The following is a 22488-nucleotide window of genomic DNA, read 5'->3' as shown; positions in this document are numbered from 1 at the left end:
GGCTAGACTCCGCGTCCGCCCGCGCAGACTGCGGGTTGTCGAACTGCCATGAGCGCTGCTGCATCCGACCTCGCCCCGAACGTTACCGACATTCGCCCCGGCGCGCGCACGCCGCTGCGCGAGCACGTCGCCGTTTCGATCCGCCGCTTCCTGCGTGACCTGGACGGCTGCGATACCTGCGATCTGTACGAAGTCGCGCTGCGCGAACTCGAGATTCCGCTGTTCCAGGAAGTGCTGCGCCATTGCGACGGCAACCAGAGCCGCGCCGCGCAGCTGCTCGGCATCCATCGCGCGACGTTGCGCAAGAAGCTGCGCGAATACGGCCTAGCGCAGGGCTGATCGCGTCGCTCGTTAGATGACTGGCGCGGGTTCCGCGACGCGCCAGTACGCACTCAACTCATCCGGAATGTCCGGCGGACAAACGCCACAGGCGCGATTGCCCGGAACCGCGTAATCAATGAATTTCGGATACGGCAGGTTGAGCCCCGCCATGATCGCGACGAACTCGTCCACACTGCGCTCGCCACCGAGCCGCGGATTGCGCGCGCGTTCCTGTCCGATGCTGGACACGCGGCGTCCCTGGTAATCATGTGCGGGATACACCAGCACGTCGTCGCCGAGCGGGAAGAGTTTGTTGTGCACGCTCGCATACAGCACGTGCGCATCGCCATTCTGGAAATCGGTGCGGCCGCAACCGTCGATCAGCAACGCGTCACCGGTGAATACGCGATCGCCGCTCGCGATCGCGAAATGGCTGTCGGTATGGCCGGGCGTATGGATCGGTTGCAGTCGCAACGAACCGATCTGCAGCGGCTCGCCATCGACCAGCGGGACGTCGGTCAGCGGCAGCGTGTCCATCTCCGGAAACGCCATGCGGCTGCCAGTCTCGTGCTTGAGCGTCAACGCCGAGGTGATGTGGTCGGCGTGGATGTGCGTGTCGATCGTCATCGCCAACCGCAGGCCGAGCGAGCGCAGCAACTGCAGATCGCGCTGCCACTGCGGCAGCACCGGATCGATCAGCACCGCCTCGCCGGTTTCCGCGCAGCCGACGAGATAGGTGTAGGTCGACGACACCGGATCGAACAGCTGGCGGAAGATCATCGGGCGTTCCTTTGCGATGTCGCCATCGTCGACCGCGGTCGGGGCCGGCCGCGACGATACGCGGCGTCGATAGGAACGGTAGCGCAGTCCGGGCGGGCGGCGGTGCGCCGGTATAATTCGCGCTTCCCCACGTCGCTCCCAACGCCATGACTGCAGCCCTGAACGGCCCGTCGGTGAAGCTCCGCCGCGCCCTGTTGTCCGTCTCCGACAAGACCGGGCTGCTGCCGCTCGCACAGGCGCTGGCGCGCCATGGCGTCGAGCTGGTGTCGACCGGCGGCACCGCGAAGGCGCTGCGCGACGCCGGCCTCGCGGTTCGCGACGTCAGCGAACTCACCGGCTTCCCGGAAATGATGGACGGCCGCGTCAAGACGCTGCACCCGATCGTGCACGGTGGCCTGCTCGGCCGCGCCGGCACCGACGACGCGGTGATGCAGCAGCACGGCATCGGCGCGATCGACCTGCTGGTACTGAATCTCTATCCGTTCGAAAAAGTGTCGGCCGATCGGTCCAGTTCGTTCGACGACGTGATCGAGAACATCGACATCGGCGGCCCGGCGATGCTGCGTTCGGCCGCGAAGAACTTCGCGCGCGTCGCAGTGGCGACCGATCCCGCGCAGTACGACGCGCTGGTCACCGAACTCGACGGCAGCGATGGCGCGCTCTCGGGCGGGACGCGTTTTCGCCTCGCCGTGGCCGCGTTCGATCGCGTCGCGCAGTACGACGCGGCGATCGGCAATCATCTTTCGTCGCTGCAGGACGACGGCACGCGCGCCGTATTCCCGGCGCAGCAGAACAGCAACTTCATCAAGGTGATGGACCTGCGCTACGGCGAGAACCCCCACCAGCAGGGCGCGTTCTATCGTGACCTGTGGCCGGTGCCGGGCACGCTCGCGACGTTCACGCAATTGCAGGGCAAGGAACTCAGCTACAACAACCTCGCCGACGCCGATGCCGCATGGGAATGCGTGCGCCAGTTCGAGCGCCCGGCCTGCGTGATCGTCAAGCATGCGAATCCGTGCGGCGTGGCCGAAGGCGTGGCCTGCGGCGATGCGTACGAGCTCGCGTATGCAACCGATCCGACGTCGGCATTCGGCGGCATCCTCGCGTTCAATCGCACGCTCGATGGTGCAACTGCGAAAGCGATCCTCGACCGCCAGTTCGTCGAAGTGCTGATCGCGCCGGATTACGACGACGAAGCCCTCGCCTACGCCAAGAAGAAGGCGAACGTGCGTGTGCTGCGCATCCCGCATGGCGACGGCCGCAACAATGTCGACGTCAAGCGCGTCGGCTCGGGCCTGCTGATGCAAACCGCCGACATCCGGGAAGTCACGCGCGACGAGTTGAAGGTCGTCACCAAACTCGCGCCGAACGATGCGCAGATGGCCGACCTGCTGTTCGCATGGCGCGTCGCCAAGTTCGTGAAGTCCAACGCGATCGTCTACGCGAAGGACCACCGCACCGTCGGCGTCGGCGCCGGGCAGATGAGCCGCGTGGTCAGCGCGAAGATCGCCGCGCTCAAGGCCGAGGAAGCCGGGCTCGTCGTGCCGGGCTCGGTGATGGCGTCGGATGCGTTCTTCCCCTTCCGCGACGGCATCGACGCCGCCGCGGCCGCGGGCATCAAGGCAGTGATCCAGCCGGGCGGCTCCATGCGCGACGCGGAAGTGATCGCCGCAGCCGACGAGCACGGCCTCGCCATGGTGTTCACCGGCATCCGCCACTTCCGCCACTGACGCCGGCTTCGCGCGGTCCCCGGACACTGCGCGCATGCTTCGAGCGCCTCTCCTCCTCCTGGCCGTCGCCTCCGCGGCGTCGGCCCGCACGCCGCAGCCGGCGCCCGCGCCGGTGCCGACGGACGTCGTCGTGTCCGACCGCGAAGCGGTGCGCGTGCTGTCGTCGGAATACGAGCACGAGACGGCGCGCATCAAGGGCGACTGGAAGGTGGCGAACGACGCCACGTCGTCGCGACGCATCTGCGCGGACTCCGGCGTACAGCCACGCGAACGTCGTATCGCGGTCTGCACGACGACATCCGCGTCGAGCACCAGCGCACCGCGCATCGACCTGTTCGTAATCCGCGCCGGCGCGACGCGTCGCGATCCTGCGCAACTGCGCACGCGCTTCCGCGGCATCGACGCACGCGGCGTGGATGCGGCGTCTGGCGATGTCGGCTTTCTTGCGCTCGGCCCGGCGGATACGGGCTTCGTGATCACCCGCCACGACACCGCCGCGATGCCGCAGCGCGCGTACGAATCGCTGTACGCGGAAATCGCCGGCGAGCTGCGGCAGATGCTCGCGGTGACGTCGGTCGTCACCAATCGCGGTGCGTGCACGCCGATGACCTCGCGTCACTGCAGCAAGCGCCTCCTCGAACTCGAGTGCACGCTGCAGGCCAATGCCTCGCACATCGACAACGGCTATTACCTGTTGCAGCTGCAGGTGGCCGGCACGCGACGCGGCGACATCGTCGAACGCACCATCGACATTCCACGCGACGCCTACGGCTACCGCATATCGGCGCGCGACCTGAAATCGCGCGGTTGCGACACCAGCGAGTGACACCGGCGGGCCGCCCGGCCCCATGCGTCCCGTAAAATGCCGCGTCCCCGCATTGATCGACGCGCACGCATGAAGATCCTCGTTATCGGTTCCGGCGGCCGCGAGCACGCGCTGGCCTGGAAGGTCGCGCAGTCCGCGCGCGTGTCCGAAGTGCTGGTCGCCCCGGGCAATGCCGGCACCGCGCGCGAGGCCAAATGCCGCAACGTCGACGTGCGCGCCACCGATATCGATGCGCTGCTCGGGCTGGTCGAGCGCGAAGGCATTTCGATCACCATCGTCGGCCCGGAAGGCCCGCTGGTGGCCGGCGTGGTCGATCGCTTCCGTGCGGCGAACCACCGCATATTCGGGCCGACCGCGGCCGCCGCGCAGCTGGAAGGCAGCAAGGCGTTCGCGAAGGAGTTCCTCGCGCGCCACGGCATCCCGACCGCGCATTACGCCGTGCATACCGACGTCGACGCAGCGCTCGCCTACGTGCGCGAGAAAGGCGCACCCATCGTCATCAAGGCCGATGGTCTCGCCGCGGGCAAGGGCGTGATCGTGGCGATGACGCTTGGCGAAGCGGAAGACGCCTTGCGCGACATGCTCGCCGGCAATGCGTTCGGCGATGCGGGTTCGCGCGTGGTGATCGAAGAGTTCCTCGATGGCGAGGAGGCCAGCTTCATCTCGATGGTCGATGGCCGCACCGCGCTGCCGATGGCGACCAGCCAGGACCACAAGCGCGTCGGCGACGGCGACACCGGCCCGAACACCGGCGGCATGGGCGCGTATTCGCCCGCGCCGGTGGTGACGCCCGACGTGCATGCGCGCGTCATGCGCGAGATCGTCGAGCCTACCGTGCGCGGTATGGAACGCGATGGCGTGCCCTTCAGCGGCTTCCTCTACGCCGGCCTGATGATCGACGCCAGCGGCGCGCCGAAGGTCATCGAATTCAACGTGCGCTTCGGCGATCCGGAAACGCAGCCGGTGATGCTGCGCCTGCAGTCGGATCTGGTGGACCTCGTCGAAGCGGCGATTGCGGGCAAGCTCGACGCGGTGCAGGCCGACTGGGATCCGCGCGCGTCGCTCGGCGTGGTGATGGCCGCGGCGAACTATCCCGACACGCCGCGCACTGGCGACGTCATCAACCAGTGGGACGTGCCCGACGAAGAGCCGGGCGCGAAGGTCTTCCACGCGGGCACGAAGCTCGTCGGCGAGCATGTCGAAACCGCGGGCGGCCGCGTGCTGTGTGCGTGTGCGCTGGGCGACACGGTGGCCGAAGCGCAGAGTCGCGCGTATTCGCTGGTCGCCGGTATCTCGTGGGATGGCGAATTCCATCGCCACGACATCGGCTGGCGTGCGATCGAACGCCAGCGCGCCGTCGCCGGCTGAACGGTTCTTCAGCCCGGCGGCTCCAGAACGGCCGCTGTCCACGGTCCCCATGCAGGGCCGGCCGTAGGGTGGTGGTCGCACTGCCGCCTGGGCCCGCATGGACTTCAATTCCACCCGCTTCATCGAACCGGCCGAGGCGTTTGCGCCGGACGCCGGCGACGGCCTCGCGGCCCGCTTCCTCGACCATGTCGCCGATGCCCGCTTTCCGTGCGTCGGCGCGAAGGCGGCGCTGAGCCGCGGTGCGATCCAGGTTCGCGAATACCCAGCGCTGGGCTGCCCACGCGGCGCCGAACGCCTGCTCGATGCGTTGGCCGAGTTCGGCGAGAGCATCGACGCGCTGGGCGATGACGACAGCACGGTGCACAGTTTCGTCGCCGTATTCGACGCCCCCATTCCCGCGAACGAAGCCGAATTCGAACGACTGCTGTGGCTGCAGCTGCAGCATCTGCACGACATCGACCGTGCGCGCGGCAACGCGTGGGCCGGCGACGTCGCCAGCGACCCCGATCATCCGCTTTTCAGCCTCAGCCTCGCCGGCCATCCGTTCTTCGTGATCGGCCTGCATCCGAATGCATCGCGCATCGCGCGTCGTTTCGAGCGCCCGGCGCTGGTGTTCAATTCGCATCGCCAGTTCGATCGCCTGCGCGCTGACGGCCGCTACGCCAAGATGCAGGCGGCGACGCGCGGGCGCGACACCGCACTGCAGGGCTCGATCAATCCGAACCTCGCCGACTTCGGCACCGCATCGGAAACGCGGCAGTACAGCGGTCGCGCGGTCGAAGCCGAGTGGCGATGCCCGCTGCACGTGCGCACCGGAGGACTGCACTGATGACGCAGGTCCATCGCATCGAACCGTGCTCGGCACAGGCATTCGAACTCGAGGAAGGCGACGAACTCATCGTCATCGACCCGGAAGGCCAGCAGGTCAGCGACCTCACCGCATTCAATCGCCACGACCTGCGCGAATACCTGTCGTCAGGCCGCACGATCGACTACGCGTCGAAACTGTTCCTGACAACCGGCGACGTGCTGTATTCCAACCGCAGCCGGCCGATGTTCGACATCATCGAAGACACCTGCGGCCGCCACGATTTCACGCTGACGCCCTGCTCGAAAGACACGTTCTCGATCATCTACGGCGAGACCGAAAACCGCCCCGGCTGCGAAGGCAACCTGGTGCGTGCGCTGGAGCCGTACGGCATCGAGGTCGACCGAATCCCGATCGCGTTCAACGTTTTCATGAACGTCGCCGTGGACGGCGACAGCGGCGTGATTCGCGTGCTGCCACCGCTGAGCCGTGCCGGCGACCATGTGCGCCTGCGCGCGCGCATGCCGCTCGTCGTCGGTATGACGGCGTGTTCGGCCGGGCAGTCGAACAATTTCCACTACAAACCCATCGATTACCGGATCGAGCGTGGACACGCTTGACGCGACTGCCGTCGCTGCATCGACCGCGCGCGCGGCGCCACTGCCGACCGGGCGCTTCGAGCGCCTCCCGAAATCGCTGAACCTGGTGCCGATGGTGCTGCAGTGGCTGTGGCTGGGCCTGCGCTATCGCAGCGTCACCCTGCCCTCGTGCGCGAACCCGGGCATCACGTCGGGCGGATTGGTCGGCGAAGGCAAGCTGGAATACTTCGATGCGATGGGCGCGTTGGCGCGGGGTGCGACCGCCGACTACATCGACATCGTGGCGGGGCAGTGCACGCGCGACGATGCGCTCGGACGCATGACCGCATCGGGACTCGACTTTCCGATCGTCGCCAAGCCTGACGTCGGCTGGTGCGGTTATGGGGTTCGCTTGCTGCGCGATGCATCGGATCTCGACGACTACCTCGCGCGCTTCCCGTCCGGCCATCGCTTCCTGTTGCAGCGCTACCTGCCCGCACCGGGCGAAGCCGGCCTGTTCTACGTCCGTGAGCCGGGGGAGGCGCGCGGGCGGCTGCTCGGCATCCTGCTGCGCCACTATCCCGCGGTGATCGGCAACGGTCGCGACACGATCGCCACGCTGGTCGAACGTGACGCGCGGCTGCAGCGCGCACTGCATGCACCGGGTCACGAACTTGCATTCGATCCGGCCCACGTGCCACGCGCCGGCGAACGCGTGCGCCTGTCGACCGTCGCGTCGACGCGTGTGGGCGGCGCGTACGAAGACGGCACCTTGCATGCGACGTCGGCGCTGACCGAGCGCGTCGATGCGATCGCGCAGGACATGGGCGACTTCCACGTCGGCCGTTTCGACGTGCGCTACGAATCGATCGACGCGCTGCGCGCGGGCGAATTCACGATCATGGAGGTCAACGGTGCAGGCTCGGAAGCGGTGCATGCCTGGGACCCGAAGTATTCGATCCGCGACGTCTACCGCATCGTGTTCGCGAAGCAGCGGCTGCTGTTCCGCATCAGCGACGCGATGCGCCGGCGTGGACATCGTCCGATCGGTGCGATCGCACTGGCGCGGTTGTACCTCGCGCAACGTCGAGCGATCCGTGCGTATCCGCCGTCGAACTGACGAGGCGGCGCGTCGCGCCTGCGGCGAGTGCGAAGCCGGCGATCGCCGCAGGCAGCAGGTTGTAGACGACGCGGAACACCAGCAGCGCGGCGAGTACGTCGGCTCGGTCGCCGGGCAGCGCGGCGAGCATGCCGGCTTCGAAAACGCCGACACCGCCGGGCGAGTGGCTCACCACGCCGATCGCGGCGGACGCGATGAACGCAAGGGCGAAGTGCGCCGGATCACGCTGCACGGCGCCGGGCATTAGGACGTACATCGCGGCGATCGCGCACAGTGCCTCGGCGAACGCGACGATCAGGATGCGCGGCGTGGTCTGCAGCAGCGGGCCTGGCAAACGCGACGCGACGGCGGTTGGTAGTCGCGGCAGCGCATACATGGCGACGCCGATGAGCGCGGCGAGCATTAGCGTGGCGACCACGCCGACCCACTTCGCTGTCACTGCAAGCGCGGCCAGCACGACCGTGCCGATTACGACCGCAGCGCCGACCACGATCACGATGCGCGCGACCTCCGCGGCGGTGATGCGATAGGCCCGATAGAACGCAAGCCGGAGCGACGGTGCGAGCACGGCATGGAAGCCGAGCGTGTTGCAGAGCGCATGCGCCATCGCACCGCGAGCGAATGCGCGGCTCGCCGGAATCCTGGGCGCGCCCGCGATGCGGCACGCGAACACCTCGATCACGCCAAGGGCGATGAAGCTGAGCGCGGTGAAGGCTGCACTTGCGATCAGCCTGGCAACCGGAATCGCCGCGACTGCGCGAGCGACAGCATGCAGGTCGAACGTACGCAGCTGGACGAATAGCTCGACGCCCGCCCATACGATCGTCGCGACTGCCGCAAGCACCGCAACCGCTCGCATCGCACGCGATCTCATGCGCCCGCTGCCGGGAGCACGGACGCAACGGTAGCGCGCACCGTCGATGCCGCGATCTTTCGATCGATACCCAGGTCACTCGCCGCAACCGACGGATGCAACGTCACCCGCACATCGGTATTTCGACGCGCGAGGAAGCGCCATAGGTGCGACGCCAGCGTATCGTCGTCGATGTAGGCGTACGCACGCCGTGCTTCAGCGTCCGGCCCGGTGACTTCGATCGTCACCGGCTGCACGGTCGTTCCATCGACCGCAAGCGCAGCGAATGCCGGCGATCGGAATGCGCGCACCGTGCGGCCGTCGCTGGTCGTGCCTTCCGCGAACAACACGATGTTCGCGCCGTCGGTAAGTGCACGCGACATCGAGTCCAGCGCCGCGGTCGCATCCGCGCTCCGGCGGCCGATGAACACGGTGCGCTGCAGTCGCGACAGCAGGCCGAACAGTGGCCAGCCGCGCACTTCATTCTTGGCGACGAAGCGCGCCGGCAGATACGCGCCCAGCACCGGCACGTCGAGATACGAGAGGTGGTTGGAAACCCACGCGGTTCGTGGCGCGGTGCTAGGTGCGCCGTCGATGTGCACACGCAGCCCCAGCAGACGGGTCGCGGCGCGATGGAACAGCATCGGTAACCGCGAGACCAGCGGATGCCCGCGACGCAGCACGCACAGCAGCAGCGCCTGCGCGACGCCGAGTGTCAGCGCGCAGGCCAGCAGCGCGACCAAGCGCCAGGCACGTCGCATGGCTCAATGGTCGTTGGCAAAGGCGACGCGTGCGGGCTCGGCGCGTACCGGGCGGTAGCGACGCACCGATCGCGCGGACAGCGCTTCGGTCGGCAGCACGATGCAGACGTCAATCGTGCCGAAGTCGTGGTCGACGTAGGCGCCGTCGCCGATGCGCGCGCCGAGGCGGATGTAACCCTTGATCAGCGGCTCGAGCGAGAACAGCGCGCGATGGTCGTCCAGCGGACGCACCGGCCCGACCGGCAGCGGAATCGCGCCGTCGCCGCGAGCGCGCGGCCGGATGGTTGCGGGCGCGAGGTGGTGACGTTGCAGGTAGGCGAGCTGCAGCCGCGCGGCATCCGGATCCGTGCCCGGAATGCTCGCGCAGCCGAACATGAGCGCGATGCGGTTCGCCGCGACGTAGTCGCCGATCGCGCGCCACAAAAGTGCGAGCACGCCGCGCGTTCGATACGGCGGCAGCACGCAGGAGCGGCCGAGCTCCATGAGCGGCCCGTCGACGCTCGCCAGGGGCGCGAGGTCGAACTCCTGCGCGGCGTAACCGCGTAGTGCGGCTGCGGCATCGGCATGCGCCACCACGCGGTAGGTGCCGACCACGCCCGCGTCGTTGCCGCCGTAGGCCGGGTCGATGACCACGATGTGCTCCATGCGCGCGTCGAACTCGTCGCGATCGAGCGGCACATCGGAACCGGTGCCGTCTGACGCCCGGAACACCACATGACGCAGCTGCTGTGCGGCGCGGACCTCGGCCGGCGTACGCGCAAGGCGCACTTCGAGTGGACCGGTCGGCGCGGAACTCGGCAAGGGAAGCGGCATGTTCGGTACGCGCGGAAGACCAGCAGTCACCTTCCGGGCGGCCGTGTGTAGCGGCCATGAAGCGGCAGTTTCGCCGGCGTGACAGCCCGGTTAGTGGGCCGCGACGGCTTCCCGGTCCAGCGGCAGGCGCAGCTCGAACGTCGACCCGAGGCCCAGGCCGGGGCTCGTCGCGGTCAGCGAACCGCCATGCAGCTGCGCCAGGCTGCGCGCGAGTGCGAGACCGATACCCAGCCCGCCGTGCCCGCGCTCGGGGGTTTCTTCCGCCTGCTCGAACAGCCCGAACACACGCGCGAGCAGCGCGTCGTCCATTCCCACGCCGGTGTCGTGCAGGCGCACCACCACATCGCCGCCATCGATGCCAACGGTGAGGGTGATGGTTCCGCCCGGCGGCGTGTACTTCGCCGCGTTGTTGAGCACGTTGGTGAGGATCTGCGTCAAACGCACCGGATCGGCGTCGAGCGTGATGCCGTCGGTGCTGTCCTCGACGTGCAGGCTGTGGTGATGGCGCGCAATGATCGACTGCGTCTGCTCGACCGCACCGGCGACGATGTCCGACAGCTGCACGCGACGCGTCTGCAACGTGGTCAAGCCACGCGTTACGCGCGAGACGTCGATCAGGTCCTCGACGAGGTTGCGCATGTGGCCGGCCTGGCGATCGATGATCTCCGCCGCCTGCCGCACCGTGGCTTCGCGATCGGGCGCCATGCGCAGCAGCTGCACGGCGGTGACGATGGGTGCGAGCGGGTTGCGCATCTCGTGCGCGAGCGTCGCGAGGAACAGGTCCTTCTGGCGGTCCGCTGCGCGCAATGCGTTCTCGCTGCGCTCGAGCATCTGCTGCGTGCGCTTGATGTCGTCGATCTCGGTGCAGGTGCCCATCCAGCGCACGATCGCCCCGCTGCCATCGCGCACCGGCAGCGCGCGGCCGAGCACCCACTGGTATTCGCCGTTGCGGTCGCGCAGCCGGTATTCGACTTCGTAGGGCTCGCCCGTTTCCAGGCTGTGCCGCCAGCGCGCCCATGCATGCGGCTGGTCGTCGGCGTGGAACATGCCGGCCCAGGCTTCGCCATCGGTCGATCCCACCGGCACGCCGGTGAAGTCGTACCAGCGGCGGTTGTAGTAGTCGTGGAAGCCGTCAGGCTGCGTCGACCAGATCATCTGCGGCACGAGGTCGGCGATCGTGCGGAAGCGCGCTTCGCTGTCGCGCAGTGCGATCAGCGCGGTTTCGCGATCGGTAACGTCCGCGCCCTGCACGAAGATCGCGTCGACCACGCCGCTCGCATCGCGCACGGGCTGGTAGACGAAATCGACGTAGCGCGTGTGTTCGATGCCCTCGCCCGCGCGCAACGCGACCGGCACGCCACGGCCGACGAAGGGCTCGCCCGACGTGCGCACCTGGTCGAGCAATTGCACGAAGCCCTGGCCGGCGACTTCCGGCAACACATCGCGCAGTGCGCGGCCGAGGAAATTGGTGCGGCCGACGAGCAGTTCGTAGGCTTCGTTCGCGAGTTCGAACACGAAGTCCGGCCCGCGCAGCACCGCCATGAAACCGGGCGCCTGCGCGAACAGGTCGGTGAGGAATGCATCGCGTGCGCTGAGCCGGTCGTTGTCGCGCTGCACGGCGGCTGCGCGCGATAGCACCCCGCTTTCGACCTGCGCGCGCGTCAGCCCGGTCGCGCTGCGCGAATGCTCGAGCTCCTCGCGAAGCCGCTGTACTTCGGTGACGTCGGTGGTGTGCTGCATGACGGCGACCACGTGGCCGTCGTCATCGAGAATCGGTGTATGCGTCGCGCTCCAGTAGCGCACGTCGACCTCGACACCGTCCGGCGTCTCGGTGCTGATCGTGTACGGGATGAGCGCCAGCGTGTCGCGCTCGCCGGTTTCGAATGCACGTTCGAACGAGCGACGCAGGATGGTCGACTGCGAGGTGCCGTCGTCGTTGACCGTGCCGGGAAACATCTCGAACACGCCGCGACCCACGAGATGCTCGCGGGAAAGTCCCGTCAGCAATTCGTAGGCGTGGTTGGCGTCGAGGTAGCGCAGGTCACGGTCCAGCACCATGTAGGCGTTGGGCGAGCTCCGGAACAGCGCGTCGAAACGGATGGGCAAGGGCGCCTCCGGGGGGAGAGGCGCCCAGTATGGAACGGTCCGGTCGCAACAGGCGCGCCGAACCGTTCACCTAGCGGACTCAGCCGTTCAGTAGCCGCCGAAGCTGCCGGCCGCGCCGGGGAACACCACTGGGCTTTCGGTGCCGTCCTTCGCCACGGCCGCCACGCCGAAGAAGTAGTTGTCGATGACGATGTTCTTCAGCGTGTACGCAGTGACGTCGCCCACCCAGCGGCTGTGCGTCCACTGCGGGTCGGTGGTGAGGCGCCAGTAGACCTTGTAGCCGGCGAGGTTCGGCGCCTCCGCAGCACTCGGTCGCGTCCACATAAGTTTGGTGTCGGCGGTGACCGCGCCTTCCACCTTGACGCCCGCCGGCGGCGGCGGCGCCCATGCCATCGAGGCCAGGCTGACGGCATCGAGCGCAGTCAGCTTCGCCGCGTAGCCGAAGTCCACGCCTTCGATCACGTCGCCGTAGGGCTTGCCGTTCTCGACGCGCACGTCCTGGTGCTGGCGGTCGTAGTTCTCGTTCGTCTCCATGACGCGCACGCCCGGATAACCCGCCTCGTTGAACGGGCGGTGGTGGCCGCCGCGGCCGAAGCGGTCGAGCCGGTAGACCATCATCACGTCGAGGTTGGGCACGTAGTCGGCCATGCGGTCGATGTAACGGCCGAGGTTGCGCGACGGCGAATCGTCCTCGCCGCCTTCGAAGCGGCGCTGCTTGGCTTCATCCGCCGTCTCGACGATGCGCACGCCTTCGGAGAACACGCGCGCCGTGGTGTTGTCGACCACGCCGTTGATGCCGGCGCTGTTGCCGATCATGTCGTTGTTGAGTTCGGCCTCGAGGCGCCAGCCGTTCTTCTTCGCCTCGGCTGCGACGAACTTGCCGCCGAACAGGCCCTGTTCCTCGCCCGATAGGGCGCCATAGACGATCGACGCCGGGAACTTGTATTTCGTCAGCACGCGCGCGGCTTCGATCGTGCCCGCCATGCCCGACGCGTTGTCGTTCGCGCCCGGCGCGTCCAACGTTGAATTCATCACGTCCGACACGCGCGAATCGATGTCGCCGCTCATCATCACGTAACGGTTCGGGTCCGACGTGCCGCGCTGGATCGCGATCACGCTGATCACCTTGAGCGGCCCGGGAATGCGCGGCTCGCCCTGCACCGTGCCTTCGACATAGCGCACGTCCAGGCAGCCGCCGCAGTCCTTCGAGATGCGCTGGAACTCCGCATAGATCCACCGCGTCGCCGCACCGATCCCGCGCGTATCCGACGTCTGGTCCGACAGCGTGTGCCGCGTACCGAACGACACCAGCTTGCGCACGTCGGCCTCGATGCGCGCCGCGGACGGCGCGGTGCCGATGTCGTAGAGCCTGGGGTTACCGGCCGGTGGTTGCGGCGCCTCGGCGGCGAAGGCCGGGGTGGCGAGCATCAGGGCGAGTGCAGGAAGCGTGCGTCGCATGGCGGAGGCCTCGGTGATCGATCGGCCAAGCGTAGACGGACGGATGCATGCGTGCCGAGACCGGCGTCGTGCCGTGGCGGTGTGGTGACGCGGCCTACCCGGCGCGACTGCAACCCTCGGACAAACGATCGGGTCGCGGGTACGTTCCCGCGCGAACCCGAAGCTTTCAGCGACGCGCTACCGCGCGACAGCCGGCAGCAAGAACGAACCGCACAACCGCCGCTGCGCGCGCCCGCTCAGCCGCCCAACCCGGCCACCTGCACGACCGCAAAGATCAACCCACCGATCAGCGCACCCACTGCCGTGCCGTTGTAGCGGATGAACTGCAGGTCGCTGCCGACGGCCAGTTCCATCTCGCGCGTCATCTCCTCCGCATTCCAGCGATGGATGCGCTCGACGATGAACGTGCGGATGCTGTCGCGATGCTCGTCGATCAGCGGCTCGATCGTCTCGCGCACGCCGCTGCTGATCCACGCGCGCATGTCCGCGTCGTCGAGCAGGCGCGCACCGACCTCCGCGATGCCGCGCGCCACGCGATCGGCGATCACCGAATCAGGCTTGGCCGCGTCCTCGTGCACCCACTGCACCACGTCCATCAGCAGCGCGCGCACGTAGGTCGCGAACTCGTCGCCGTCGAGCAGGCGATCGCGGTACTCGGCGATGTCGTCGCGCAGGCGCTCGTCGCTGCGCAGGCGCACGACCAGGCCCTGCACCTGCCGCTCGACGTACTGGCGCATCTCGTGGTCCGGGTCTTCGGCCATCTCGCCGATCAGGTCGATGCCCGCGGAGATCAAGCGGTTCGCCGCATAGGCATCCGCGCCGAGCCAACTCATCACCCGTCCCACTTCGCGCCCGACGCGACGCTTCACCTCGTCCTGCACCTCTGGGGATTGCAGCTTGTCCGACACGAAGCGCAGCAGGTCCGTCACCAGCGCCTGGTGTCGGCCGTCCGCGGTGAAGCGCTCGATGCCGAGCGCCGCGAGCCCCGACAGATCGAGCGTGCGCAACTTGTCGCGCGAAAGATCGTGCACGAAGCGCAGCAGGCGCTCGTCCGACAGCACATCCAGAAACCGCGACGCACCACGCGCCACCACGCGCCCCACCTTCTGCGCCGTCAGCGGATCCGCAAGCCGACGCGCCAGCGCGCCGCCGATATCCACCTCGCGCAACTTCTCCGCCACCTGCTCGCGCCCGAGGAAATGGTTGCAGACGAAATCCGCCAGGCTCTCGCCAATGGCGTCCTTGCGCGTGGGAATGATCGCCGTGTGCGGAATCCAACGCTGCCCGAGCGGATGACGGAACAACGCGACGACGGCGAACCAGTCGGCGAGGCCACCGACCAGCGCGGCCTCGGCCATGGCGGCGAGGAGGTTTAGCGACCAGTGCGGCGTGTGCTGCTGGGCGATGCGGGCTGCGAGAAGGACGAACGCGGCGAAGATGAGCAGCGCGGCGGCGATGCGCTTTCGGCGGTCGAGCGCGGTGACGCGGGGGTCGGTTTCGGGCGTCATCGCAGCACCCTATCAAGCCAGCTGTCGGCTCCCCGTTTGACCTTGGCCGCTGCCCTGCCTGGGCGGATGAAAGCACCCTGGATTAATGCGCTCTTCTACTGGGCGTAGCGGCTATCCTGGCGCGAATTCGGGAGCGCTCTATGCCTACGTTCGGCACGGCCTACTACGCAGCCGATATCGCCGAGTTCATCGATGCAGATCCCGACGCTGTCCTCGGGCGCCTCGCGATGAGCAGTGGAGATGACACTCTCGAACAGAAGAACGCCTGGCAGACCCAGATTGCGTTGCTCAAGGACGCGCTCCGAGGCCACTCGGGCCACGTGTTCATGGAGTTTACGGTCCCACGCCTCGGCGACCGAATCGACGCAGTGGTGCTCTCGGGCGATGTCATCGTGCCGATAGAATTCAAGGTCGGAGCGTCGCGATTCAACACGGCCGACGTCAATCAGGCGTGGGATTACGCCCTAGACCTAAAAAATTTCCACCTCGCAAGCCGCGCGGCGCAAATCATTCCAGTTCTCGTCGCCACAGGCGCTCAGCTGAAAGCGAACCGCGTGTCGGAACCATACGCAGACCTCGTCTACTCCCCGCTTCTCACCAACGGCGATGACCTGTCCGCGATGATGGACAGTGTTCTGGCGCGAGCCACTACAGCGCGTCTTGACCCGGCGGCGTGGGTGGCGTCACCTTATTCACCGACGCCTACGATTATCGAAGCCGCGCGCGTTCTGTACGCAAGCCATTCTGTCCAGGCGCTTGCATGCAACGAGGCCGGTGAGAATCTTGCGTGCACTGCCCGAGCAGTCGATGAGCTGGTGGACGCCGCGCGTCAGGACGGACGCAAAAAAGTCATCTTCGTCACAGGAGTGCCGGGCGCCGGCAAGACGCTTGTGGGCCTAGACACGGCAACGCGCCGTCATGACCAGTCCAGCGACACACATGCCGTCTTTCTATCCGGAAACGGGCCACTCGTCGCCGTGCTGACGGAGGCGTTGACCCGCGATGAGGTGCGCCGACGACGGGCGTCTGGGATTCCCGCGAAAAAGGGCGAAGTACGCCAGAGCATCAAGGCCTTCATTCACCTGATCCACCACTTTCGCGACGCGGGGATCAGAGCGACGACACCACCTAGCGAGCATGTGGTGATCTTCGACGAGGCGCAGCGAGCTTGGGACTGCGCGATGACGTCAGACTTCATGCGCCGCAAGAAGGGATTGCCCGGCTTCGAAGAATCGGAGCCGGAGCTGCTGCTCTCATACATGGACCGACACCGCGACTGGGCGGTCGTCGTATGCCTCGTTGGCGGTGGGCAGGAGATCAACCGTGGCGAGGCCGGCATCAGCGGATGGATCGACGCCGTGCGGACCCGATTCACAGACTGGGACGTCCACATTTCGCCCGAACTCCACGACTCTGAGTACGCCGCTGGCAAGGCGCTAGAGCGACTCGGCTCCGATGTGACGGTAGTCAACGATCGACGCCTACATCTTTCGGTGTCGATGCGCTCATTCCGCGCCGAGCATGTGTCCCGCTTCGTGAAGGCTCTACTCGACAGTGAAGAAGCCAGGGCACGCGACGTGCTGCGCAACCTGATCGGCAAATATCCCATCGCTCTGACTCAAGACCTTGAAACGGCGCGCCGCTGGCTTCGCGCTCACGGAAGGGGAAGCGAGCGCGCCGGCCTTGTTGCGACTTCAGGCGCCATGCGGCTAAAGCCGCACGCGATCGACGTTCGGGCTCCGATTAATCCTATTCATTGGTTCCTCAACGAACCTGATGACATCCGCGCCAGTAGCTTCCTCGAAGACGCTGCTACGGAGTTTCAAGTGCAAGGTCTAGAGCTCGACTGGGTCTGCGTCAACTGGGATGCCGACCTGCGCAAAACATCCACTGGCTGGACCCATCATTTGTTTGCGGGCACCAAGTGGAAAGCGCTCCAGAACGAGGCGCGCATCCGCTACCTCATTAATGCTTACCGCGTACTTCTTACCCGGGCGCGGCAAGGCATGGTGATCTTCGTACCTCCCGGCCACCCTGGGGATTCGACTCGGCTACCCGACTTCTACGCCCCGACTTACGACTACCTGCGGGCACTCGGAATTCCGGCTATTTAGAACATCTAGATCAACGAAACTTGCGTCCGGAAGCCGCTGGTTCCGTCGCAGTGGAAGTCCGGCGAGCCGCTGGGGCCACTCGGCGTTGGCTGTAGCGAACCGGCCGCACGCACGCATGGCACTGCCGGGGCTGCGACACCGACCCGCTAACATGTCGCATGACCGAAGCCGTCGAATTCTCCGATCTCCCCCTCGACCCCACGCTGTTTGCCGGGCTCGACGCGGCGGGCCATACGCGCATGACGCCGGTGCAGGCGCGCAGCCTGCCGGCGTTGCTGGAAGGCCGCGACGTGATCGCGCAGGCGCCCACCGGCAGTGGCAAGACGGTCGCGTTCGGGTTGGGGCTGCTGCATCGGCTCGACGTGTCGCGCATCGCGCTGCAGGCGCTGGTGCTCTGCCCCACGCGCGAGCTGGCCGACCAGGTGGCGCGCTCGCTGCGCAAGCTCGGCACCGGCATGCCCAACCTCAAGCTGCTCACGCTCACCGGCGGCGTGGCGCTGGCGCCGCAGCTGGCATCGCTGGGTCATGCGCCACATGTGGTGGTCGGCACGCCGGGCCGCGTGCAGGAGCTGCTGCGCAAGAAGGCGCTGAACCTGCGCGACGTGGGCGTGCTGGTGCTGGATGAAGCCGACCGCATGCTCGACATGGGTTTCGAGGAACAGATCCGCGAGATCGTGAAGGCCACGCCGCGCACGCGGCAGACGCTGCTGTTCTCGGCCACGTTCCCTGATGCGATCCGCGAGGTCGCGCAGGCGTCGATGCGCGAGCCCGTCGAAGTGCATGTGCAGGGCGAGAGCGATGCGCCGGCGATCGAGCAGCGCTTCGTCGAGGTGGAGCCGGCGCAGAAGGTCGCCGCGCTTGCGGGCGCATTGCTCGCGCAGTCCGACGGCCGCGCGGTGGTGTTCTGCAACATGCGGCGCGACGCGGATGAAGTGGCGTCGTCACTCGCGCACCTCGGGTTCGACGCGCTCGCATTGCACGGCGACATCGAACAGCGCGATCGCGAGGAAGTGCTGGTGCGTTTCGCCAACGGCAGTTGCGACGTGCTGGTGGCCAGCGACGTGGCCGCGCGCGGGCTGGACATCGACGATCTCGGCCTGGTGGTGAATTACGACGTGCCGAGCGACCCCGACACCTACGTGCATCGCATCGGCCGCACCGGTCGCGCGGGGCGTGGTGGTGTCGCACTCACGCTGTGCACGGGCCGCGAGCGTTCGCGGCTTGCGGCGATCGAAACCGCATTGGGCATCGACGCGGTGCTGCGCAAGCCGTCGCTGGCGCCGTTGCGCAATGGCGTCGGTCGTCGTGCACTGATGAATACGCTCCGCATCGACGGCGGCCGCACCGACAAACTGCGCCCCGGCGACATCGTCGGTGCGCTCACCGGCGAAGCGGGCCTGCCCGGCGATGCGATCGGCAAGATCGACGTGTTCCCCACGCGCAGCTACGTGGCGGTGAAGCGCGAGCACGCATCGCGTGCGCTGTCGCGCCTGCAGGAAGGCCGCATCAAGGCCAAGCGCTTCCGCGTGCGCCGCATGTGAGCGACGACGCGCCGCGCATCTGGGTCGACGCGGACGCCTGCCCCGCGCCGGTGCGCGACATCCTGGTGCGTGCGGCGAATCGCGCGCAGGTGCATGTGGTGTTCGTCGCGAACCAGTGGATCCGCCTGCCGACATCGCCGTGGCTGCGTGCGATCCAGGTGCCGCAGGGGCCGGACGTCGCCGATACCGAAATCGCATCGCATGTGCGCGCCGGCGATCTGGTGGTGACGCAAGACATTCCGCTGGCCGCGCGTGCGATCGAAGCCGGCGCAACGGCGATCAATCCGCACGGCGTGGTGTTTACGAAAGACACGATCGCCGAGCGACTGTCGATGCGGAACTTCATGGACGAGTTGCGCGGCGCGGGTGTTCGCACCGGCGGGCCGGCGCCGTTCCATGCGCGCGACCGCCAGGCATTCGCGGCGGGTATCGATCGGTGGTTGGCGCGGCGTCGCTGACGGACGTCGCGCAGGGCCGCGTCAGGCGGCGACGAACTGCGCGAGTTGTCCGCTGCCCGCGATCAGCAGGCCGATCACCGGCAGGCAGGCGAGCATCGCGCGCGGCGTGCGCATGGGCGACACACCGGCCTGCGCGAGCAGCGCGCCGATGAACACGCCCGGGAACAGGTTCATCGCGATCGCCCAGCTGCCGCCTACGAGCAGGCTGACCAGCGCGGTCATGCCGCTGATGGCGGTGGCGGTGATCAGCGGCGACACGGCGTCGGTCGCGGCGATCGGTCGGATTTCGGCATCGAGAAAGCGCATGACGCTATCGATACCCCGACGTCGGTGTAGATAACGTTACGCCCGGGTGAGCCGGCGGGCGCAACGCCATGCGGCTCAAGGGTTTCGCGACGCAGCGAGCAGTTCGGCGCCGGCCTGCGGGGCCCGCCTGAACAGGTTCACCGCGAACAGCAGCAGCGCGAGCAGCACCAGCACCGAGCCCGGGCCGACCACCGGGCCGGCCCAGGAGCGGCCGGCGATCGAACCGTAGATGCCGATCGGCAACAGCACCGCGCCCAGCGTGTGGGTGACGTAGTGCGCGGTGACCATGCGCCCGGCGAGGTCGGGCCGCGAGTTGTAGAAGACGCCCGCGACCATCATCAGCACCCCGCCGACAAGGTTGAGATGCGCATGCACCGGCGCGTAAGTGAAGTTCTGACTTGCGCCCATGACCATGCCCATCACGATGCCGCCCAGCAGGAGCAGGATGCCGGTGCGCAGGAACAGCGTGCCCTTCATGGCGATTCCCCTGACGCGCCGGATGGCGCGCCGGAATCATCCGATGGCGGCGACGGCTGCGGAGGCCGTCCATCGGCACGCACCTCCGCCATCCGACCGCGCCCGCCGCTGCGACGGACGCGGCTCGACTCACACGCGCGGCGGATCGGTCTCGCGGTCCCAATGGCGATGCATGGCGACCGCCGCGACGAAGGCTTCGAGCGCGGCGTCGATGTCGCCACCGTCCATCAACAGCAGGCCGGGGTCCGGCGAGCCGTCGGGCAGATCGGTCGGCAGGCCGGCGGCGGCGACGAGCCGCTGCGATTCCCCGAGCGCGAGGATGGTCTTGCAGTGGCGGTACTGATCCTTGAGACCTTCCAGCGTGCGGCCGTTCGCGAGCAGCGTGTCGACCGCGCCCGCGCCATCGGGCAGCACGATCGCGTCGAACAGGAAGGCCGGTTCGTTCTCGAGCGACGCATCGGCATCGAGCACGCCGCCATCGGACGTGCGCACCGGACCGATGCGCGGGCCGACCAGGCGCGGCACCGCGCCTTCGTCGAGCAACGCCGCCTGCATCGCGGTGACCGATGCGCCGTCCACGCCATCGGCGACGACCAGCGCGATCTGTCGCGTGCGGATGCTGCCGTCGCCGGGACGCGCGAGCAGCGACAAGGCATCGGATGACGTGACTTCCGGCTTCGGCGCTTTCGCGAGCACCGGCGGCATCGCTTCCGGCACGTCCATGCCGAGGCCTGCAGCAACACCTTCGGCGAGCATGTCCGACACGTTGGCGAGCATCGACACCACGCGTTCGCGCACGGCCGGCACCGTTACCTTCGAGAGTTCGAAGCGGAACGCCGCGATGATGTGCGCCTGTTCGATCGGCGTCTGGCTGTCGAAGAACAGGCGCGCCTGGTTGAAGTGTTCGGCGAATTTCTCGGGCTTGCCGCGCACTTCGTTGCCTTCGACCGGTTCGGGGAACGCGACGAAGCCCGCGCCGCCGGCCTGGAACGGGCAGCCGCCCGCAAGGCTGTTGGGTTCGTATGACACGCGGCCGCGATTGATCGCCTGGCGATGGAAACCGTCGCGCTGGTTGTTGTGGATCGGCGCGATCGGCGCGTTGATCGGGATCTCGTGGAAGTTCGGCCCGCCCAGGCGCGTGAGCTGCGTATCGACGTAGGAATGGATGCGCCCGGCGAGCAGCGGATCGTTGGTGAAGTCGATACCGGGAATGACGTGCGCGGTGCAGAACGCGACCTGCTCGGTCTCGGCGAAGAAGTTGTCGGGATTGCGATCAAGCACCATGCGCCCGACCGCGCGCACCGGCACCAGTTCTTCGGGAACGATCTTGGTCGCGTCGAGCACGTCGAAGCTGAATTGCTCGGCCTGTTCCTCGGTGAACACCTGCAGGCCGAGTTCGTACTCCGGGTACTGGCCGGCTTCGATCGCTTCCCAAAGGTCACGACGGTGATAGTCGGGATCGGCGCCGGAGATTTTCACCGCCTCGTCCCACACCAACGAATGCGTGCCGAGCACCGGCGTCCAGTGGAACTTGACGAAGACGGCGCGACCCTTCGCATTGACCATGCGGAAGGTGTGCACGCCGAAGCCCTGCATGGTGCGATAGCTGCGCGGGATCGCACGGTCGCTCATCTGCCACAGCAGCATGTGCGTGGACTCGGGCATCAGCGACACGAAATCCCAGAACGTGTCGTGCGCACTCGCAGCCTGCGGCATCTGGTGATGCGGTTCGGGTTTGACGGCGTGCACGAGGTCCGGGAACTTCATCGCGTCCTGGATGAAGAACACCGGGATGTTGTTGCCGACCAGATCCCAGTTGCCCTGCTCGGTGTAGAACTTCACCGCGAAGCCGCGCACGTCGCGCGCGGTGTCCTTGCTGCCGCGCTCGCCGGCGACGGTGGAGAAACGCACGAACACCGGCGTGCGCTTGCCTGCGGCCTGGAACGGCGCGGCCATCGTGATGTCGCTGATCGGCTCGTACGCTTCGAAGAAGCCGTGCGCGCCCGAGCCACGCGCATGCACGATGCGCTCAGGAATGCGCTCATGGTCGAAGTGCGTGATCTTCTCGCGCAGGATGAAGTCCTTCAGCAGCGCGGGACCGCGCAGCCCGGCCTTCAACGAGTTCTGGTTGTCAGAAATCGGCACGCCCTGGTTGGTGGTGAGCGCCTGCCCGGTCGAATCGACGCGCACGCGATCGAGCGGATCCACCGTCGGGTTCTCGCCGATACCGGCCGGTGCACCGGCCTTGTCGTTGACGTTGACCTCGGTGAGCGTGCTGGCGCCGACGATGGGTTCGATGTCGACGTGGTCGCCTTCGGGCGCGATCGGAATCGCGCCGCGCTTGGCGAACTCGGCGGGCTTGGCCGTGTTGACGGGCATCGCGGCCGCGACCTGCTGCGTCTGCGCCATCTTCTCGGCGGCTGCATCGCCGGTCCCGCTCGGCGGGCCCTTCGCACTGCCGCTATCGGTCTTGCGCGCAGCGGCCTTGCCGGCGGTCTTACTTGCCTTGCTCGCGCTGGTGGACGCCATCTTGCGGCCGCTCGTCTTCTTCGTCGCCATCGT

20 protein-coding genes are annotated in these 22488 nt (G+C 67.5%); 10 read left to right on the top strand and 10 right to left on the bottom strand.

What is annotated here, in order from left to right:
- Nucleotides 1–48: 48 nt before the first annotated feature.
- Entirely contained in the window at nucleotides 49–339 is a 291-nt protein-coding gene (fis, locus tag ACVWZN_RS15610; protein WP_027083783.1) for a DNA-binding transcriptional regulator Fis, read from the top strand.
- A gap of 12 nt (nucleotides 340–351) precedes the next feature.
- Here fis and ACVWZN_RS15605 read toward each other — a convergent pair whose 3' ends face one another.
- On the bottom strand, nucleotides 352–1101 hold the full coding sequence (locus ACVWZN_RS15605) for an MBL fold metallo-hydrolase (protein ID WP_456954616.1): 750 nt from the start codon (nucleotides 1099–1101) through the stop codon (nucleotides 352–354).
- Between the two features lie 146 nt (nucleotides 1102–1247).
- On the opposite strand from ACVWZN_RS15605, the gene purH reads away from it, so the two are divergent.
- From purH to ACVWZN_RS15575, 6 genes are all read left to right on the top strand, one after another.
- Nucleotides 1248–2831, top strand: coding sequence for a bifunctional phosphoribosylaminoimidazolecarboxamide formyltransferase/IMP cyclohydrolase (gene purH, locus ACVWZN_RS15600; protein WP_456954615.1), 1584 nt, complete (start codon nucleotides 1248–1250; stop codon nucleotides 2829–2831).
- A 130-nt stretch (nucleotides 2832–2961) separates the two neighbouring features.
- On the top strand, nucleotides 2962–3657 hold the full coding sequence (locus ACVWZN_RS15595) for a hypothetical protein (RefSeq protein ID WP_456954614.1): 696 nt from the start codon (nucleotides 2962–2964) through the stop codon (nucleotides 3655–3657).
- A 69-nt stretch (nucleotides 3658–3726) separates the two neighbouring features.
- The gene (gene purD, locus ACVWZN_RS15590) at nucleotides 3727–5025 is read left to right on the top strand and encodes a phosphoribosylamine--glycine ligase (RefSeq protein WP_456954613.1); all 1299 of its coding nucleotides are present in this window, start codon (nucleotides 3727–3729) and stop codon (nucleotides 5023–5025) included.
- A 97-nt stretch (nucleotides 5026–5122) separates the two neighbouring features.
- A complete protein-coding gene (gene gntA, locus ACVWZN_RS15585; RefSeq protein WP_456954612.1) occupies nucleotides 5123–5854 on the top strand; it encodes a guanitoxin biosynthesis heme-dependent pre-guanitoxin N-hydroxylase GntA in 732 nt (243 codons plus the stop codon).
- On the top strand, nucleotides 5854–6453 hold the full coding sequence (locus tag ACVWZN_RS15580; protein WP_456954611.1) for a DUF1989 domain-containing protein: 600 nt from the start codon (nucleotides 5854–5856) through the stop codon (nucleotides 6451–6453). The genes gntA and ACVWZN_RS15580 overlap by 1 nt, the downstream gene beginning before the upstream one ends.
- On the top strand, nucleotides 6440–7531 hold the full coding sequence (locus ACVWZN_RS15575) for a hypothetical protein (RefSeq protein WP_456954610.1): 1092 nt from the start codon (nucleotides 6440–6442) through the stop codon (nucleotides 7529–7531). The genes ACVWZN_RS15580 and ACVWZN_RS15575 overlap by 14 nt, the downstream gene beginning before the upstream one ends.
- Here the strand turns inward: ACVWZN_RS15575 and ACVWZN_RS15570 are convergent.
- From ACVWZN_RS15570 to ACVWZN_RS15545, 6 genes are all read right to left on the bottom strand, one after another.
- Nucleotides 7422–8390 (bottom strand): hypothetical protein, encoded by a 969-nt coding sequence (locus ACVWZN_RS15570; RefSeq protein ID WP_456954609.1) that lies wholly within the window; start codon nucleotides 8388–8390, stop codon nucleotides 7422–7424. The two genes, ACVWZN_RS15575 and ACVWZN_RS15570, sit on opposite strands and share 110 nt — an antisense overlap.
- A gap of 11 nt (nucleotides 8391–8401) precedes the next feature.
- Nucleotides 8402–9145, bottom strand: coding sequence for a lysophospholipid acyltransferase family protein (locus tag ACVWZN_RS15565; protein WP_456954608.1), 744 nt, complete (start codon nucleotides 9143–9145; stop codon nucleotides 8402–8404).
- Between the two features lie 3 nt (nucleotides 9146–9148).
- Nucleotides 9149–9958: a GNAT family N-acetyltransferase gene (locus tag ACVWZN_RS15560; RefSeq protein ID WP_456954607.1), complete on the bottom strand. Its 810-nt coding sequence runs from the start codon at nucleotides 9956–9958 to the stop codon at nucleotides 9149–9151.
- Nucleotides 9959–10048: 90 nt separating this feature from the next.
- Entirely contained in the window at nucleotides 10049–12064 is a 2016-nt protein-coding gene (locus tag ACVWZN_RS15555) for a PAS domain-containing protein (RefSeq protein ID WP_456954606.1), read from the bottom strand.
- Nucleotides 12065–12151: 87 nt separating this feature from the next.
- Nucleotides 12152–13522, bottom strand: a complete 1371-nt coding sequence (locus ACVWZN_RS15550; protein ID WP_456954605.1) for a M28 family metallopeptidase — start codon at nucleotides 13520–13522, stop codon at nucleotides 12152–12154.
- Nucleotides 13523–13758: 236 nt separating this feature from the next.
- Nucleotides 13759–15030 (bottom strand): DUF445 domain-containing protein, encoded by a 1272-nt coding sequence (locus ACVWZN_RS15545; RefSeq protein WP_456954604.1) that lies wholly within the window; start codon nucleotides 15028–15030, stop codon nucleotides 13759–13761.
- A gap of 140 nt (nucleotides 15031–15170) precedes the next feature.
- On the opposite strand from ACVWZN_RS15545, the gene ACVWZN_RS15540 reads away from it, so the two are divergent.
- The 3 genes from ACVWZN_RS15540 to ACVWZN_RS15530 all read left to right on the top strand — a co-directional run bounded on the left by ACVWZN_RS15540 (nucleotide 15171) and on the right by ACVWZN_RS15530 (nucleotide 19143).
- Nucleotides 15171–17144, top strand: a complete 1974-nt coding sequence (locus ACVWZN_RS15540; protein WP_456954603.1) for a DUF2075 domain-containing protein — start codon at nucleotides 15171–15173, stop codon at nucleotides 17142–17144.
- A 158-nt stretch (nucleotides 17145–17302) separates the two neighbouring features.
- Nucleotides 17303–18685 carry an ATP-dependent RNA helicase DbpA gene (gene dbpA / locus ACVWZN_RS15535; RefSeq protein ID WP_456954602.1) on the top strand — a complete coding sequence of 461 codons (1383 nt, stop codon included), beginning with the start codon at nucleotides 17303–17305 and terminating at the stop codon, nucleotides 18683–18685.
- Nucleotides 18682–19143 (top strand): YaiI/YqxD family protein, encoded by a 462-nt coding sequence (locus ACVWZN_RS15530; RefSeq protein WP_456954601.1) that lies wholly within the window; start codon nucleotides 18682–18684, stop codon nucleotides 19141–19143. Before dbpA ends, ACVWZN_RS15530 begins: the two co-directional genes overlap by 4 nt.
- A 21-nt stretch (nucleotides 19144–19164) precedes the next feature.
- Here the strand turns inward: ACVWZN_RS15530 and ACVWZN_RS15525 are convergent, their stop codons facing one another.
- The 3 genes from ACVWZN_RS15525 to ACVWZN_RS15515 form a co-directional block, all read right to left on the bottom strand.
- Nucleotides 19165–19449, bottom strand: coding sequence for a hypothetical protein (locus tag ACVWZN_RS15525; protein WP_456954600.1), 285 nt, complete (start codon nucleotides 19447–19449; stop codon nucleotides 19165–19167).
- Nucleotides 19450–19524: 75 nt separating this feature from the next.
- The gene (locus tag ACVWZN_RS15520) at nucleotides 19525–19926 is read right to left on the bottom strand and encodes a hypothetical protein (protein WP_456954599.1); all 402 of its coding nucleotides are present in this window, start codon (nucleotides 19924–19926) and stop codon (nucleotides 19525–19527) included.
- A gap of 129 nt (nucleotides 19927–20055) precedes the next feature.
- A complete protein-coding gene (locus tag ACVWZN_RS15515) occupies nucleotides 20056–22485 on the bottom strand; it encodes a catalase (protein ID WP_456954598.1) in 2430 nt (809 codons plus the stop codon).
- Nucleotides 22486–22488 lie beyond the last annotated feature (3 nt).

Source organism: Lysobacter sp. HA35 (assembly GCF_054061195.1).
Note: the sequence above shows the minus strand (reverse complement) of the source record. Positions and strands in the feature narration are given on the sequence as shown.

Coding starts and splice junctions, on each gene's coding strand:
- ACVWZN_RS15525 (WP_456954600.1), bottom strand. CDS start 19,449: ATGCGCTTTCTCGATGCCGAAATCCGACCGATCGCCGCGACCGACGCC.
- ACVWZN_RS15570 (WP_456954609.1), bottom strand. CDS start 8,390: ATGCGAGCGGTTGCGGTGCTTGCGGCAGTCGCGACGATCGTATGGGCG.
- ACVWZN_RS15545 (WP_456954604.1), bottom strand. CDS start 15,030: ATGACGCCCGAAACCGACCCCCGCGTCACCGCGCTCGACCGCCGAAAG.
- dbpA (WP_456954602.1), top strand. CDS start 17,303: ATGACCGAAGCCGTCGAATTCTCCGATCTCCCCCTCGACCCCACGCTG.
- gntA (WP_456954612.1), top strand. CDS start 5,123: ATGGACTTCAATTCCACCCGCTTCATCGAACCGGCCGAGGCGTTTGCG.
- ACVWZN_RS15515 (WP_456954598.1), bottom strand. CDS start 22,485: ATGGCGACGAAGAAGACGAGCGGCCGCAAGATGGCGTCCACCAGCGCG.
- fis (WP_027083783.1), top strand. CDS start 49: ATGAGCGCTGCTGCATCCGACCTCGCCCCGAACGTTACCGACATTCGC.
- purH (WP_456954615.1), top strand. CDS start 1,248: ATGACTGCAGCCCTGAACGGCCCGTCGGTGAAGCTCCGCCGCGCCCTG.
- ACVWZN_RS15520 (WP_456954599.1), bottom strand. CDS start 19,926: ATGAAGGGCACGCTGTTCCTGCGCACCGGCATCCTGCTCCTGCTGGGC.
- purD (WP_456954613.1), top strand. CDS start 3,727: ATGAAGATCCTCGTTATCGGTTCCGGCGGCCGCGAGCACGCGCTGGCC.
- ACVWZN_RS15540 (WP_456954603.1), top strand. CDS start 15,171: ATGCCTACGTTCGGCACGGCCTACTACGCAGCCGATATCGCCGAGTTC.
- ACVWZN_RS15580 (WP_456954611.1), top strand. CDS start 5,854: ATGACGCAGGTCCATCGCATCGAACCGTGCTCGGCACAGGCATTCGAA.
- ACVWZN_RS15565 (WP_456954608.1), bottom strand. CDS start 9,145: ATGCGACGTGCCTGGCGCTTGGTCGCGCTGCTGGCCTGCGCGCTGACA.
- ACVWZN_RS15560 (WP_456954607.1), bottom strand. CDS start 9,958: ATGCCGCTTCCCTTGCCGAGTTCCGCGCCGACCGGTCCACTCGAAGTG.
- ACVWZN_RS15550 (WP_456954605.1), bottom strand. CDS start 13,522: ATGCGACGCACGCTTCCTGCACTCGCCCTGATGCTCGCCACCCCGGCC.
- ACVWZN_RS15605 (WP_456954616.1), bottom strand. CDS start 1,101: ATGATCTTCCGCCAGCTGTTCGATCCGGTGTCGTCGACCTACACCTAT.